This is a genomic window from Maribacter spongiicola (genome assembly GCF_052119685.1).
Taxonomy (GTDB): domain Bacteria; phylum Bacteroidota; class Bacteroidia; order Flavobacteriales; family Flavobacteriaceae; genus Maribacter; species Maribacter spongiicola_A.
The window spans coordinates 179,880-196,587 of sequence record NZ_JBGQOO010000004.1 but is presented as its reverse complement, the minus strand read 5'-3'; the positions used below and the strand labels follow the sequence as shown (position 1 = coordinate 196,587).

General features: G+C 35.1%; 12 protein-coding genes. 2 read left to right on the top strand and 10 right to left on the bottom strand.

Annotated elements, in window-relative coordinates; genetic code table 11:
* Window positions 1-103: 103 nt before the first annotated feature.
* From ACEN2N_RS08955 to thrA, 8 genes are all read right to left on the bottom strand, one after another.
* Complete coding sequence (locus ACEN2N_RS08955) at window positions 104-814, bottom strand: YebC/PmpR family DNA-binding transcriptional regulator (RefSeq protein ID WP_441824007.1); 711 nt, start codon at window positions 812-814, stop codon at window positions 104-106.
* A gap of 96 nt (window positions 815-910) precedes the next feature.
* Entirely contained in the window at window positions 911-1,201 is a 291-nt protein-coding gene (locus ACEN2N_RS08950; protein ID WP_073245998.1) for a 4a-hydroxytetrahydrobiopterin dehydratase, read from the bottom strand.
* 17 nt (window positions 1,202-1,218) lie between these two features.
* Window positions 1,219-2,046: a sugar nucleotide-binding protein gene (locus ACEN2N_RS08945; protein ID WP_441824006.1), complete on the bottom strand. Its 828-nt coding sequence runs from the start codon at window positions 2,044-2,046 to the stop codon at window positions 1,219-1,221.
* Window positions 2,043-2,957 carry a glutaminase gene (locus tag ACEN2N_RS08940; RefSeq protein WP_441824005.1) on the bottom strand — a complete coding sequence of 305 codons (915 nt, stop codon included), beginning with the start codon at window positions 2,955-2,957 and terminating at the stop codon, window positions 2,043-2,045. The genes ACEN2N_RS08945 and ACEN2N_RS08940 overlap by 4 nt, the downstream gene beginning before the upstream one ends.
* On the bottom strand, window positions 2,958-4,043 hold the full coding sequence (gene gcvT / locus ACEN2N_RS08935; protein WP_441824004.1) for a glycine cleavage system aminomethyltransferase GcvT: 1,086 nt from the start codon (window positions 4,041-4,043) through the stop codon (window positions 2,958-2,960).
* 99 nt (window positions 4,044-4,142) lie between these two features.
* A complete protein-coding gene (gene thrC / locus ACEN2N_RS08930; RefSeq protein WP_441824003.1) occupies window positions 4,143-5,438 on the bottom strand; it encodes a threonine synthase in 1,296 nt (431 codons plus the stop codon).
* Window positions 5,439-5,479: 41 nt separating this feature from the next.
* On the bottom strand, window positions 5,480-6,406 hold the full coding sequence (locus ACEN2N_RS08925) for a homoserine kinase (protein WP_441824002.1): 927 nt from the start codon (window positions 6,404-6,406) through the stop codon (window positions 5,480-5,482).
* A gap of 23 nt (window positions 6,407-6,429) precedes the next feature.
* A complete protein-coding gene (gene thrA / locus ACEN2N_RS08920; RefSeq protein WP_441824001.1) occupies window positions 6,430-8,871 on the bottom strand; it encodes a bifunctional aspartate kinase/homoserine dehydrogenase I in 2,442 nt (813 codons plus the stop codon).
* 268 nt (window positions 8,872-9,139) lie between these two features.
* Between thrA and ACEN2N_RS08915 the strand changes: the two genes are divergently transcribed.
* Entirely contained in the window at window positions 9,140-10,687 is a 1,548-nt protein-coding gene (locus ACEN2N_RS08915; RefSeq protein WP_441824000.1) for an NAD(P)H-hydrate dehydratase, read from the top strand.
* Between the two features lie 7 nt (window positions 10,688-10,694).
* On the opposite strand, the gene ACEN2N_RS08910 is transcribed toward ACEN2N_RS08915, so the two are convergent.
* Together ACEN2N_RS08910 and ACEN2N_RS08905 are read right to left on the bottom strand one after the other, a co-directional pair.
* Window positions 10,695-11,093: an STAS/SEC14 domain-containing protein gene (locus ACEN2N_RS08910; protein WP_424001383.1), complete on the bottom strand. Its 399-nt coding sequence runs from the start codon at window positions 11,091-11,093 to the stop codon at window positions 10,695-10,697.
* A 208-nt stretch (window positions 11,094-11,301) separates the two neighbouring features.
* Complete coding sequence (locus ACEN2N_RS08905) at window positions 11,302-13,854, bottom strand: ATP-dependent Clp protease ATP-binding subunit (RefSeq protein WP_441823999.1); 2,553 nt, start codon at window positions 13,852-13,854, stop codon at window positions 11,302-11,304.
* A 259-nt stretch (window positions 13,855-14,113) separates the two neighbouring features.
* Here ACEN2N_RS08905 and gyrA point away from each other — a divergent pair, with 259 nt between their 5' ends.
* The gene (gyrA, locus tag ACEN2N_RS08900; RefSeq protein ID WP_441823998.1) at window positions 14,114-16,672 is read left to right on the top strand and encodes a DNA gyrase subunit A; all 2,559 of its coding nucleotides are present in this window, start codon (window positions 14,114-14,116) and stop codon (window positions 16,670-16,672) included.
* Window positions 16,673-16,708 lie beyond the last annotated feature (36 nt).

The following is a 16,708-nucleotide window of genomic DNA, read 5'->3' as shown; positions in this document are numbered from 1 at the left end:
CAACAACAAATGTTCATTCAGCGACAGTAAAGTTGATTAACTAGTTAAAACAAAAAAAAGGAGACCATTTCGGTCTCCTTTTTTTTATAAATTATATTAAAATTTACTCTTCCATCGAGTGATAAACATACTGTACGTCATCATCTTCTTCTAATTTTTCTAAAAGTTTTTCCACATCAGCAGCCTCTTCTTCGGTAAGTGCTTTTGTTACTTGAGGTATTCTTTCAAAACCTGATGATAAAATTTCAATCTCACGATTCTCCAGTTCTTTTTGTAGCGCCCCGAAGCTTTCGAATGGTCCGTAAATTAAAATTCCGTCTTCATCGACAAATACCTCTTCAGCACCAAAATCAATTAATTCTAATTCTAATTCTTCTGGGTCTAGACCTTCTGCGGGTATTCTGAAATTACAGGTATGGTCGAACATGAATTCTACAGAACCTGATGTACCCATATTGCCATTACACTTATTAAAATAACTTCTAACATTTGCAACGGTTCTTGTATTGTTGTCAGTAGCGGTTTCAACAAGAATTGCAATACCATGTGGGGCATAGCCTTCAAAAAGCACTTCTTTATAATCACCTAAAGATTTGTCACTAGCTCTTTTTATGGCGCGTTCAACATTGTCTTTAGGCATATTTACTGCCTTGGCATTTTGTATAACTGCTCTTAGTCGAGAATTGGCGTCCGGATCTGGTCCGCCTTCTTTAACGGCCATCACAATATCTTTGCCTATACGTGTAAAGGCTTTAGACATTGCTGACCATCTTTTCATTTTACGTGCTTTTCTAAATTCAAAAGCTCTTCCCATGGTAAATTATTTTAAACAAATGTACAAAAACGGGCAATGTTCAGATATCAATAAATTGAATTTTCTAAACAACCAGTAAGTAATTAGTATTGATTATTAAAATTCACTTTCTATTATATCTTCTATAGTTCTAGCCAGAACAAAATCTTTTTCGGTAACTCCATTAGCATCGTGAGTGTTCAGACGAATATTTACAGTATTGTACACATTGCTCCAGTCTGGGTGATGGCCTTGCGCTTCACATTCAAAGGCAATACGCGTCATTACAGAAAAGGCTTCCTTAAAATTTTTAAATTCAAAAGTGGTTTCTATGGCACCATCCACATACTCCCATCCGTCAAGTTGACCCAAATAGTCCGCTATTTGCTGGTCAGTAAATTTTTCCATTTCTTTCATAATTGTTACTAATTTAAAACATGATGGTCAATAATATCTTGAAAAGTAAACTGTAAATTTTTAGGTAATTTATTAGTCTTTGGTAAGACTGCCAAATACCTGTCTTCATTAGTGGTATAAACCCTTTTAATAATAGCGTTAAAATTACCAACACGTTCTAGGACTTCTTTGATAAAATCTTCATGATGTGTTAAATCATTGCTGCCTAAATGGTAAATACCAGTTTTATTTCTATTGATAAGGTAATGAATTTGTTGAGTTAGCTTATCATCATTGGTGACATTTAATATCAGGTTAGGGAAGACTTCAATAGGTGCATTTTCTATAATAGCCTTTTTCATTTCCTTAATTCTGGGCGAGCTATTGCCAAATACCATTGGTACTCTTAAGATAGCCATTTTATTTTTTGGCAACCTAAGAAGCATATTTTCAATTTTTATTTTTAGTCTGCCATAAACACTTTCAGACAAAGTTTTGTCCATTTCATATGATGGATATTTACTATAGGTATCAAAAACATTGGCAGATGATATAAAATAAATTTTACAATCTTCTTTAGTAATATATTCGACAATATGATTATGTGCGATTACTAAAGCAGCAAAATTTCCTCTTAATGCTGAAACTATTACTTGTGGCTTAATGGCTTCTAAAACCTCAACAATATCATCTTCTTCTAAATTATAATGTACAAATTGTTTGTTAGAGGAGAATGAATTTGCAGCATGACAATAGGTGCCATAAGTATCGAAATAATTACAAAGTTCTTTGTAAATCGCATTACCTATGAAACCGCTTCCGCCAAGAATCAATATTTTTTTAGTTTCTAATTTCAAAAAATGGAAAGTTCAGTTTCTGTAGTTAATTTCTCTAAGGCAAGCATTCCTAATTTAGAATTTCCTTTAGGGTTGAGACCAGGAGACCAAGTAGCAACACAAAATTTATTTGGTAGAAATGCAACGATTCCGCCACCGACACCACTTTTACCAGGCAGTCCAACTTCAAAAGCAAATTCACCTGCTTCATCATAAAAGCCGCACGTCAACATTATGGCATTAATACGTTTTACTTGCGATGTGGTTAGGAACGTATTATTTTTTCTACACTTTCCATTGTTCATGAACATGAAAAAAGTGTTCGTTAACTGCGAGCAACTCATGGCAAGTGAACATTGATGAAAATAAAAATCTAGAACAACGTCAACATCATTTTTTAGATTACCATACGATTTTAAAAGGTTGGCTGCTGCAAAATTTCGGAACCCTGTTCGTTTTTCAGATTTGGCTACATCAAGATCATAAGCTATGGTGTCATCATTCGCTATATTGCGCACAAATGCTAGAAAATCTTCCTTAGCATTTTTTAATTGAGAAATCAGAATATCGGCAATTACAATAGCACCAGGATTTATCAACGGATTTCTAGGAATTCCGTTTTCTAATTCTAAAAGCGATAAATGATTGAACGGATCTCCAGAAGGTTCAACATCAACACGTTTCCAAACTTTTTCTCCAATGAGTCCTAAAGCCATAGAAAGGCTTAAAACCTTCGAGATACTTTGAATCGAAAATTTTTCATCAGATTTTCCGGCAGAAAAACTATTTTGTTGAATATCAATAAGATGTATTCCAAAATTGTCAACGTCAACCTTTGCTAATTCAGGAATATAATCTGCAATCTTACCTTTGTCCTTTTCATTTGATGCAGTTTCATTTATTGCGGTAAGAACACCTTGAAAATCTATCATTTACTTTTTGTAAAATGGTAATTTAATTATAGTAGCAGGTACAGCATTTTTACGAATTTGAATATTGATTTTGCTACCTACATCTGAGAATATGGGAGGAACATAACCTAAGCCGATACCAGTACCCATCGAAGGTGACATAGTACCAGAAGTTACCACACCTATTGTTTTGCCATTACCATCTACAATGTCATAGCCATGTCTAGGTATACCACGTTCGTTTAGTTCAAAAGCAACTAACTTTCGTTCTGGTCCGTGTTGTTTTTCTTTTTCTAAAGCTGCAGAGTTGACAAAATCTTTATTAAATTTTGTAACCCATCCTAAACCAGCTTGAATAGGAGAGGTATTATCGTCAATATCATTACCATAAAGGCAGTATCCCATTTCTAAACGTAAGGTATCTCTAGCTGCCAATCCGATTGGTTTAATTCCGAAATCTGCTCCGGCTTCAAAAACCTTGTCCCATATTTGTTTTACCTCGTCATTCTTACAGTAAATTTCAAATCCGCCAGAACCGGTATATCCTGTTGCTGAAATAATTACATTATCTATACCTGCAAAATCGGCAACTTCAAAATGATAAAATTTTATATCAGCTAAATTAACAGATGTTAAAGATTGCATCGCTTCAACAGCCTTAGGACCTTGAATAGCTAAAAGTGAATACCCTTCAGATATGTTTTTCATATCAGCATTGAATTCATCGTTGTATGATGAAATATGATTCCAGTCTTTCTCAATATTTGAAGCGTTCACCACTAATAAATATTGTTCTTCTTTAATTTTATAAATAATAAGGTCATCAACAATACCCCCGGTTTCATTAGGTAGACAACTGTATTGTGCTCTGCCAATAGTCAATTTTGTCGCATCGTTAGATGATACTTTTTGAATTAAATCTAAGGCATTAGGACCAGAGATTAGAAACTCACCCATATGCGACACATCAAAAACTCCCACACTTTTACGTACGGTTTCATGTTCGGCATTAACACCTTCGTATGAAACGGGCATATTATAACCAGCAAATGGAACCATTTTGGCACCAAGAGATTCGTGAGTAGTGGTAAGCGCAGTATTTTTCATCTTTTTCTATTTATTGGCGATACAAATTTATCGAAAATAAATAGAAGCAAATGTGGCTAAACCTCGAATTAGGAAAATATTGTAACCTTTAATAGAAGACTAAGATTTTAAAAGAAAATCTTTGAGTCCGTCATAGGTTGAAATCTTAATAGATTTTTTGGTTTTTCCCATTACTTTTTGAATCTGTGTAGGGATTTCTAATTTAATATGAAGTGTTTCCTCAACAATATCCAAGAACTTTACGGGGTGTGCCGTTTCTAAGAAAATACCATAAGTATCAGGGTTTTGTTCTTGATATTTTTTCAAGCCCAAATAGCCGACCGCACCATGAGGATCAGCAATATATCCGTTGATATTGTAAATTTCTTTTAAAGCATCTTTAGTTTGATTATCATCAAAAGGATAGGAAGAAAGATTCTCTTTTAGCGCTTTAAAATCGTCTTGAAATAAATGTCTTATTCTTATAAAATTACTAGGATCGCCAACATCCATCGCATTAGAAATCGTAGCTGTAGAAGGTTTAGGGGTATACTCTTTTGTTAGCATAAACTGCGGTACAGTATCGTTCACGTTTGTAGATGCTATAAAGTGCTTTACAGGCATTCCTAATCGTTGTGCAACTAAGCCTGCACATATATTACCGAAATTACCAGAAGGTACAGAGAATACGATTTCTTTACCTTTAGATTTTGCCTGTTTATAAGCAAATAAGAAATAAAATAACTGTGGTAACCAACGAGCAACATTAATAGAATTCGCTGAAGTCAATTTCATATGATCAAGAAGCTCTTTATCTAAAAAGGCATTCTTTACCATGGCTTGGCAATCATCAAAAGTACCATCAACTTCTAAAGCGGTAATATTTTTACCTAGAGTAGTTAATTGTCTTTCTTGAATATCGCTTACTTTTCCGCTAGGGTAGAGTATAACTACCTTGACACCTGCAACACCTAGAAAGCCATTAGCAACGGCACCACCAGTATCACCAGACGTAGCTACAAGTACGGTAACTTGATTTTTCGTCGATCTTGAAAAGTAACCTAGACATTGTGCCATAAAACGAGCGCCAACATCTTTAAATGCCATTGTCGGACCATGAAAAAGCTCTAGAGTTCCAATATTGGGAGTGATTTCAACTACAGGGAAGTCAAAATCCAACACCTCTTTTAAAATACTCTTTAATACATCGTCTGGAACAATACCCGATACAAATTGTTGTATTGCGGTAAAAGCAATTTCTTCGTTAGCTAGGCTCTCAATATTCTCGAAAAAAGAACTGGGTAAAGCACTAATTTTCTCAGGAAAATACAAACCTTTATCAGGTGCAATACCATTGACTACGGCAGTATCAAAAGAAACTTCGGGTGCGGTATGATTTAAACTATAGAATTTCAAGCTGAATATTTTTAAATGTTATATATGTAATATTGTTGAACTTATAAAAGTTTTACGCCTTCCATATTAATTTTTGATACGTGTATTTCGTAAGCAATACCGATTTTATCGTAAACCGTTTTCATTGCTTCGCCTACTTTTATAGCAATATCGTTTCCTTTACTAAACGCAAAGATTGAAGGTCCGGATCCAGAGATGCCAGAACCTAATGCACCTGCTACGATAGATACCTTTTTTACTTCATCAAAACCAGGGATCAATATAGAACGAATAGGCTCTACAATATGGTCTTCTAATGAGCGACCAATCAAATCATAGTCCTCTTTGAATAATCCGGCAACCAAGCCACCTACATTACCCCATTGTTTAATTCCGGTTTCCATAGAAATAGTAGTTTTCAGAATCTTTCTAGAATCTGATGTTTTTATTTCTATCTGCGGATGGATAATGGTTACATATAATTCTTTAGGAGCAGGTATGGTAATTACGTCTAACGGACTGTAGCTACGCACCAAAGTAAACCCACCAAATAGGGCAGGGGCTACATTATCGGCATGGGCAACATCACTTGCCAAACGTTCACCTTCCATGGCGAATTTTACCAATTCGGTTTTGCTGAACGGGTTACCCAATAAATGGTTCATAGCCCAAACAGCACCTGCAGAACTTGCGGCGCTACTACCAATACCACTACCAGGTTTTATTTTTTTATTGATTTCAATTTCGAATCCGCCATGGTAATCAGATGCTAATAAAAAAGCATTACCGGCAACTCCAGCTACATTGTTCAGAGTTTCCTTTGGTAGGTCTTGTCCTGTTAGTTTGGTGATTCTAATACCTTTTTGAGGCACTTTTCTCACTATCATTTCATCACCGACCGAGTCTAGGGCAACGCCTAGAACATCAAATCCGCATGAAACGTTTGCAACTGTTGCAGGGCAAAAGACTTTAATTTCGTTTTCGTTCATAATGAATACTATTGTTATGAAATTTAGAAATTACCAATTCGTATAATATCGGCAAATATACCAGAAGCTGTTACTGCTGCACCGGCACCGGCACCTTTAATGATCATGGGTTGATTAGGATATCTTTCAGTATAAAAAAGTACAATGTTGTCGCTTCCTTCTAAATTGTAGAAATCGTGACCTTTAGGTACTTCTTGTAAACCTACACTTGCTATGCCATTATCGAACTGAGCAACATATTTTAATTTGCTATCAGATTTTATTGCACTAGTATATAAAGACTGAAAATGAGCTTCGTTTTTCACTAAAGAAGCAAAGAATTCATCATTATTAGCTGTGTTTAAACTTTCTTCAGGTAAGAATGGATTGTTTGTAATATCACTGATTTCCAATTGATTTCCACTCTCACGAGCTAAGATTAAAATTTTACGCATTACATCAACGCCACTTAAATCAATTTTTGGATCAGGTTCTGTATATCCCTCTTCTTGAGCTTGTTTTACCACATCATGAAAGGTAGTTTTATCATTGAAGTTATTGAAAACAAAGTTTAAACTTCCTGAAAGAACGGCCTGAATTTTCAAGATTTTATCTCCAGATGCAATAAGGTGTTTTAAGGTATCTATAATTGGTAAGCCCGCACCTACGTTAGTTTCGAATAAGAAAGGAGCGTTATATGTTCTAGCTAGAGATTTTAAATGAGAATAGTTTTCGTAGGCAGAAGAGCAGGCGATTTTATTACAAGTAACTACAGAAATGCTATTACCTAAATATTCGTTATATGTATTAGAAACCTCTTCACTTGCTGTGTTGTCTACAAAAATACTATTTCTAAAATTTAGACTATTTACGAGCTCTAAGAATTTAGATTTATCTGCTTTTTGACCTGCCGTAAGTTTTGTTGACCAATCATTTAAATCTATCCCTTTTTCATCAAAAAGCATAGTTCTAGAGTTCGACATTCCTATTACTCGAATGTTCAATTTTAAATTCTCTTTTAAGAACTTACGTTGCTCTTTAATTTGCTCTAGAAACTTTGCGCCAACATTACCAACACCCATTACAAATAGGTTTAATTGCTTAATGTTTTCTTCAAAAAATTCTTCGTGCAATGCATTTAGTGCTTTTTTGACATCCTTTTCATCTATAATACAAGAAATATTTCTTTCAGATGCACCTTGGGCAATCACTCTAATGTTGACATTGTTTTTACCAAGAGTACTGAACATTTTACCGCTCAGTCCTTGGTGGCTTTTCATATTATCGCCAACTAGAGCAACGATAGCTAAATCTTTTTCAGGAATTACCTGTTTTATTCGACCTCTTTCGATTTCATATTCAAAAGCCTCGTTCACAATTGAAACAGCTTTATCTACGTCATCGGCAGAAATACCAACACAGATAGAATGTTCAGAAGAAGCTTGGGTAATTAAAACAACACTAATATCAACTTGAGAAAGAACCTCGAAAAATCGTTTCGAAATTCCTGGTATACCTACCATTCCTGATCCCTCTAAAGATAATAATGCAATATTGCCAATATGGCTAATTCCACGAACGGTTTTTCCTTTTTCGTTTTTAGATTTGGTAATTAAAGTACCCGCTTCCTCAGGGCTAAAAGTGTTCTTAATGACAATAGATATCCCTTTCGATAATACAGGTTGGATAGTGGGGGGGTATAGTACTTTAGCACCAAAATGAGAAAGCTCCATAGCCTCTTCATACGATATATGCGGAATAGCTTTGGCTTGCTTCACCATTTTTGGGTTGGCAGTATACATACCACTAACATCTGTCCAGATTTCTAAAATATCGGCATCTATGGCGGCAGCATAAATTGCTGCCGTGTAATCAGAACCACCTCTGCCAAGAGTAGTAGAAACTCCTTCCTCAGAAGTAGCAATAAAACCAGGGCAAACAGTTATTTTTTTATCGGAGCTCTTAAAAAAATCGACGCAATTAGCATTGGTTTTATTGAAATTTACCACATTCTTGCCGTTAAGCTTATGTGTAATTATCAGCTCTCTACTATCTTTAAATTCAGCGTCTAATTTTTCGCTAATAAGGTATTCGCTAATAATGTAAGAAGAAAGAAGTTCGCCGTAATTTACTATTTTATCTGATAATTTCGGAGTGATTTCTCCTATAAAATATGCACCTTCTAAAAGCGTTTCTAAAACATTGAATTCGCTTTTTACCTTGCTAAGAACTTTACTTTGGGCCGTAACAGGCAGTAATTCTTTGATGGTAGATAAATGTCTTTCTTCTAGTGTGCTAAGAATATTTTTGTAAGATTGATCTTGTGTCGAAGCTAAAGAACCGGCTTCTAATAATAGATCTGTTACGCCCCCTAGTGCAGAAACAACCAAAACAATTGGGTCGTTGTACTTAGAGATTATATTTTTAATTTTAATTATATTTTCAGGTTTGGCTACAGATGAGCCACCGAATTTTAGAACTTTCATGTTGTGAAATATTGACTTTGTAATTTAAGATATGGTGTAATTAAACACGGGTACGGAGAAATATAGTTTTTAACCCCAAAGGGTGAAACATGCCGTAGCTGTACCATAAGTAATAGTAGCTGAAGTGAAATCGAATGTTATGTCTGTATTATAGCAGTCCATAAATACTAATGGTTGAAAATCAAATGTAGTACATTTGATATCTTAATCAAATGATTCCACAATTTTTTACGGAATCGTTACTTTTTAGCTGTAAAAAAAATAAAGAATGAAATTATATAGTGCAAAACAGATTTATAAGGCAGATCAGATTTCTATTAAAAAAGAGGAAATAGGCAGTAACGAATTAATGGAACGCGCAGCCTTACAGCTCTTTAATTGGATGCATTTGCGTATGCAGGGTGCACCTGTTAAAATACATTTATTCTGTGGTATTGGTAATAATGGGGGAGATGGTATTGCTCTTGCTAGGCACCTTGTAGATCACGGGTATAATGTAGAAGTGTATGTTATAAATTATAGTGAGAAGCGGTCAAAAGATTTTCTAATAAATTTAGATAGATTGAAAGATCGTAAGGTATGGCCACATTTTATGAATTCTGATGATGAACTTCCTGTAATTGGTAAGGAGGATATTATCGTAGATGGTATTTTCGGAATAGGACTAAATAGAACACCAGATGCATGGGTGGTTAAGGTTATTCAGCATTTAAATAATTCTCAGGCTTTTATTCTTTCTATTGATATTCCTTCGGGATTATTCACCGATCAAGGTCCGGAAGATTTTGATGCTATCATAAAATCTAATTTCGTGTTGAGTTTTCAAACTCCTAAACTAGCATTTTTCTTACCAGAAACGGGAATATACATTGAACAGTGGGAAGTTTTAGATATAGGGCTTGATCCAGAATATTTAAAAATTACAGAAACCGATTATGAACTCATTGGTAAAAATGAAGTGCTTACCTTATATAGACCTCGCGAGAAATACGGACACAAAGGAACTTATGGGCATTCGTTAATAATTGGCGGTAGTTACGGTAAAATAGGCTCAGTTTGTCTTTCATCTAAAGCAGCGTTGTATTCAGGTAGTGGTTTAGTTACCGCATTTGTTCCTAAAATAGGATATAGCATATTGCAAACCTCATTACCAGAAATTATGGTTCTGACCGATGCCAATGAAAATGAGCTTACAGATTTGAAATTTGATATAGAACCAACGGTTATCGGAGTTGGTATCGGAATAGGGACGAGCGAGGCAACCGTTAAAGCGTTATCTAGTTTCTTAAAAAATAATAAATCGCCATTGGTACTTGATGCCGATGCGCTTAATATTCTTTCTAAGAATAAAAATTTATTGAAAGATTTATCAGAAGATTCGATTTTGACTCCGCATCCAAAAGAACTGGAGCGTTTAATAGGTAGTTGGAAAGATGATTTCGATAAACTTGCTAAGGTGAAGAAATTTTCAAAAAAGTATAAGTGTATTGTAGTAATTAAAGGTGCACATACTATTATAGTGCAGAATGGAAAAGGTTATGTGAATACTACAGGAAACCCAGGTATGGCTACAGCAGGAAGTGGTGATGTCTTAACAGGCATAATAACAGGCTTACGAGCACAAGGTTATCCTGCTTTAGATGCAGCAATATTCGGAGTCTATTTGCATGGTAGAGCTGGTGATATTGCGGTAGAGTATACAGGTTTTCAATCTTTAACAGCATCGCATCTAATAGATAATTTAGCGGGTGCTTATTTAGACCTTTTTAAAATGCCAGAACAACATGAAGTAGAAGAAGAAAATCAACCAAGTTAATTTTCTTTTAAGAGTTTACTCTTCTTTTTACCCATTTTAGAGCATTATCATATTCAATGAAAAACTTCATGGGTTTTTTGTAGAACAGTTTTTCAATCTTAAAGTTATGCATGTCTATCTCTTTAACAGAAACAATAGCAAAAGCTTTAAGATTGTCTAGTTGTTTTAGATAGTTATATATGGTTGGGTCGATGGCAAATGAGTGTTTGCGTAGGCTAATAAAACCGAAGTTTTTATCTCTAAAGTGAATTTCAGAAATACCAATAATTTGATATGCTCTTTCTAGAGTTAACGTAGCTCCTTCATCAAAGATGGATACCATGTAATTCTCATATACTTGAATTTTTCCTGTTTCTAATTCGTATTCCCTTACAATTACCTTCTTCTTGGTAGATCCAATCTTCATTCTATTTGTATTAATATAGTGTGTCTGAAGCGAAAGTAAAAGGAACGACATTCTCTAGGTAAATTTTTAGTTTAAACGCGAAAATATCGTTCATACTGCGTATGGCTACTATTGAGTGTGTTTTTATTCTTACAATTAAAAATGAATTGTACGAAAAAGGAGCCCTACAATAGGGCTCCTTTTTTATTTTTAAGTAAAGTATAAATACCTAGGATTTAGGCGATTCTTCTTCTGCTTTTTCAATTTTAATAGTTAGTTCTTCACTTTTCTTATCAAGATCGATATAAATACTATCGCCCTCGTTAAGTTTAGAATTCACTATTTCTTCCGCTAAGGCGTCTTCAATGTATTTTTGAATTGCTCTTTTAAGCGGTCTGGCTCCGTACTGTTTGTCAAAGCCTTTCTCTGCGATATAATCTTTAGCTTCATTTGTTAAATTCAAGTGATAGCCAATATCCTTGATTCTCTTAAATAATTTAGCTAATTCAATATCTATTATCTTATGAATGTCTTCTCTTTCTAGAGCGTTGAAAACAATAACATCATCTATTCTATTCAAGAATTCAGGAGCGAAAGCTTTTTTCAATGCATTTTCGATGACACCTTTTTGATGAGAGTCTTCTTGAGATTTTTTAGCTGAAGTACCGAAGCCGACACCTTGACCAAAATCTTTCAATTGTCTTGCTCCAATGTTTGAAGTCATAATGATGATTGTATTTCTAAAATCAATCTTACGACCAAGACTATCAGTTAAGAAACCATCATCCAATACCTGTAAAAGCATATTGAATACATCTGGATGCGCTTTTTCAACTTCATCAAGTAAAATTACAGAGTAAGGTTTTCTTCTAACTTTCTCTGTTAATTGTCCGCCTTCTTCATAGCCCACGTATCCTGGAGGTGCACCAACTAATCTAGAAATAGCAAACTTCTCCATATACTCACTCATATCTATTCGAATAAGTGCGTCTTCCGAATCAAAAAGCTCTTTCGCCAATACTTTCGCTAATTGTGTTTTACCAACACCTGTTTGTCCTAAAAATATAAACGAACCAATTGGCTTGTCAGGATCTTTAAGTCCGGCTCGGTTACGTTGAATCGCTTTAGAAACTTTGGCAACTGCTTCGTCTTGTCCAATTACGTTCGACTTAATTAGTTCTGGCAATCCGGCTAGTTTGTTACTTTCTGTTTGTGCAATTCTGTTAACAGGTATACCGCTCATCATAGAAACAACATCAGCAACATTATCTTCGTTAACGGTCTCTTTGTTCAGCTTACTATCATCTTCCCAGCGTTCTTGAGCAATAGCAAGGTCTTTTTCTAGACTTTTCTCGTCATCACGCAATTTAGCGGCTTCTTCATATTTTTGCTTCTTAACAACACTGTTTTTAAGCTCACGAACATCTTCTAATTTCTTTTCCAATTCAAGAATTTGTTTTGGAACGTCCATATTTACAATATGTACACGAGAACCAGCTTCATCAAGGGCATCAATAGCTTTGTCTGGTAAAAAACGATCTGTCATATACCTATTTGTCAATTTAACGCAAGCTTCAATAGCCTCGTCGGTATAGGTTACATTATGGTGATCTTCGTATTTACCTTTAATATTATGTAAGATTTCAATTGTTTCATCAACCGTAGTTGGCTCAACAATTACTTTTTGAAAACGTCTTTCTAATGCGCCATCTTTTTCAATATACTGTCGGTATTCATCAAGGGTTGTTGCACCAATACATTGAATTTCACCTCTTGCCAATGCTGGTTTGAACATGTTCGAAGCATCTAAACTTCCGGTAGCTCCACCTGCACCTACAATAGTATGAATTTCATCAATGAATAAAATTACATCATCGTTTTTCTCAAGTTCGTTCATCACTGCCTTCATTCGCTCTTCGAACTGTCCACGATATTTCGTACCAGCAACTAAAGATGCAAGATCAAGGGTAACAACTCTTTTGTTAAAAAGAATTCTTGAAACTTTCTTGTTAATGATGCGTAATGCAAGACCTTCGGCAATGGCACTTTTACCAACACCTGGCTCGCCAATAAGCAATGGGTTGTTCTTTTTTCTTCTACTAAGAATTTGAGAAACCCTTTCAATTTCTTTTTCTCTACCAACAACTGGGTCTAGTTTATTTTCCTCAGCCATTTGGGTAAGGTCTCTACCAAAGTTATCTAATACCGGAGTTTTAGATTTCTTAGTGCCTTTTTGGCTAGAAGCGGCACCAAAAGTGCTTTCTTTACCTTCATTGGCATCTTCAGAATCACTAGGGAAAGATTCGGCCGTTGGACCGTCAACCATATCGTCGTCGCTTGTAATCATAAATTTAAACTGTTCTTTAACACCGTCATAGTCAACTTTTAGCTTGTGTAAAAGTTTTGTAGTCGGGTCATTTTCATTTCTAAGAATACAAAGCAAGAGGTGTGCAGTATTAATAGAAGAACTTTGAAAAAGCTTCGCTTCTAAAAATGTTGTTTTTAAGGCACGTTCTGCCTGTCTCGTTAGGTGTAAATTCTTTTTATCTTTTTGTACGCCACTAGCGTTAGGGTTCGAAGGACTAAGAATTTCTACTTTTCTACGCAGATGTTCTAAATCAACTTCTAAAGCATCTAAAATGCTTATAGCCTTCCCGTTTCCATCTCTAAGAAGCCCTAGCATGAGGTGCTCGGTACCGATAAAATCGTGACCAAGTCGCAATGCTTCCTCTTTGCTATATGCAATTACATCCTTTACTCTTGGGGAAAAATTATCATCCATATACTATATTATCTACTATAAAATTACTAAATCTCATCCAATCCATGGCAAATACCGTACCTATAATCGTTAAAGTTATTGTAAAACCCATTAAATGTGGCTCTATTATGACTTAAATAAGAATATAAACTGAAAATTAACACAAGTCGACCAAGTGTTAATAAAAAATAACATTATTAAAAGCACTTATTCTTAAAACGCTCAGGATTTAAGTATATTGGCATGCTTTTTTACTAATTAAAAAACAGAAGATTTTAAAATGGCTGACGGTGAAAAATTGATTCCTATTAATATTGAAGATGAAATGAAATCTGCCTACATTGATTACTCAATGTCGGTCATTGTGTCACGAGCTCTGCCAGATGTCAGGGACGGTTTAAAACCCGTACACAGAAGAGTTTTATTTGGAATGCATGAATTAGGGGTTAGAAGTAATAGCTCTCATAAAAAATCTGCGCGTATTGTCGGGGAGGTTTTAGGTAAGTATCACCCACACGGGGATACTTCGGTTTATGATGCAATGGTGCGTATGGCTCAAGAATGGAGTTTGCGATATATGCTAGTAGATGGTCAAGGTAACTTTGGATCTATAGATGGTGATAGCCCTGCAGCAATGCGTTATACGGAAGCCCGTATGCGTAAGATTGCAGATGATATGCTTTCTGATATAGAAAAAGAAACGGTAGACTATCAATTGAATTTTGATGATTCATTAAAAGAACCTACGGTATTGCCGACTAGAGTTCCGAACCTTTTGGTTAACGGGGCATCTGGTATTGCGGTAGGTATGGCCACCAACATGCCGCCACATAACCTTTCTGAGGTTATTGATGGTACGGTTGCCTATATAGATAATAATGATATTGAGATCGATGAGCTTATTACCCATATAAAAGCACCAGATTTTCCAACAGGTGGAATTATCTATGGTTATGATGGGGTAAAAGAAGCTTTTCATACAGGTAGAGGTCGTGTAATGATGCGTGCCAAAGCAACTTTCGAAGAAGTGCAAGGTAGAGAGTGTATTATTGTTCATGAAATTCCTTATCAAGTGAACAAGGCAGACATGATTAAGAAGACTGCCGATCTTGTAAATGATAAGAAGATCGAGGGAATTTCAAATATTAGGGACGAATCTGACCGTAATGGTATGCGAATCGTTTATATCTTAAAAAGAGATGCAATACCTAATATCGTATTGAACATGTTGTTTAAGTATACGGCATTACAAACTTCTTTTAGTGTCAATAATATTGCCTTGGTTAATGGAAGACCAAGATTATTGAACGTTAAGGAAATGATCCATTATTTTGTGGAGCATCGCCATGAAGTTGTGGTTAGACGAACTCAGTTCGAATTAAAAAAGGCTGAAGATCGCGCGCATATTTTAGAAGGTTTGATAATTGCTTCTGATAATATAGATGAAGTAATTGCTATCATTAGAGCATCAAATAATGCTGATGAAGCGCGTGCAAACTTGATGGAACGCTTTAAGTTAAGTGAAATTCAGGCAAAAGCGATCGTAGAAATGCGATTACGTCAGCTTACCGGTCTTGAGCAAGATAAGCTTAGAACCGAATACGATGAAATTATTCTTTTAATAGCCGATTTAAAAGATATACTTGATAAAAAAGAACGCAGAATGCAAATCATTAAAGATGAATTGCAAGAGATAAAAGATAAGTACGGAGATGAAAGAAGATCTGTAATTAACTTTGCAGGTGGTGATCTTAGTATGGAAGATATGATCCCAGATGAGCAAGTGGTAATTACCATTTCTCATGCCGGTTATATCAAAAGAACGCCGTTATCAGAATATAAAACACAAAATAGAGGTGGAGTAGGTCAAAAAGCATCTTCGACTAGAAATGAAGATTTCTTAGAACATCTCTTTGTTGGCACCAATCACCAATACATGTTGTTCTTTACACAAAAAGGGAAATGTTTCTGGATGCGTGTTTTTGAAATTCCCGAAGGAAGTAGAACTTCAAAAGGTAGAGCAATACAGAATCTTATAAACATTGAGCAAGATGATAGTGTAAAAGCTTTTATCTGTACTCAAGATTTAAAAGATGAAGAATATGTAAACGGTCACTTTGTCATCATGGCTACTAAAAAAGGTATCGTTAAGAAAACTTCTTTAGAGCAATATTCAAGACCACGTCAAAATGGTATAAATGCAATTACCGTGCGTGATGGTGATGAATTGCTAGAGGCAAAATTAACCACGGGTACCAGTGAAATTTTCTTAGGTCTTAAGTCTGGTAAAGCTATTCGTTTTGAAGAAAGCAAAACAAGACCAATGGGTAGAAATGCATCTGGCGTTAGGGGTATAACCTTGGCTAACGATGACGATGAGGTAATTGGTATGGTCTCAGTCCATAATTTAGAAGATGAAATTTTAGTTGTTTCTGAAAAAGGTTATGGCAAACGTTCAAGTATTGAAGATTATAGAGTTACCAACAGAGGTGGTAAGGGAGTTAAAACTATTAGTGTAACAGATAAAACTGGTGGTTTGGTAGCTATAAAAAATGTTACTGACTCAGATGATTTAATGATTATCAACAAATCAGGTATTGCAATTCGTATGAGCGTAGAAGATTTACGTGTAATGGGTAGAGCAACACAAGGTGTACGATTGATCAACATTAAAGGTAACGACTCTATTGCTGCTGTTGCCAAGGTAATGAAAGATGAAGATGATTTGGAAGAGTCTGAAATACTTGATATTGAGGTAGATGCAGAGGATGGCACGGAGATTGGTAATTCTGAATCAGAAGATGGCACAGAGATTGATAATACTGAAACCGAAGAATAAACATCATAAATTTTAAACACTAATAATTAATATATT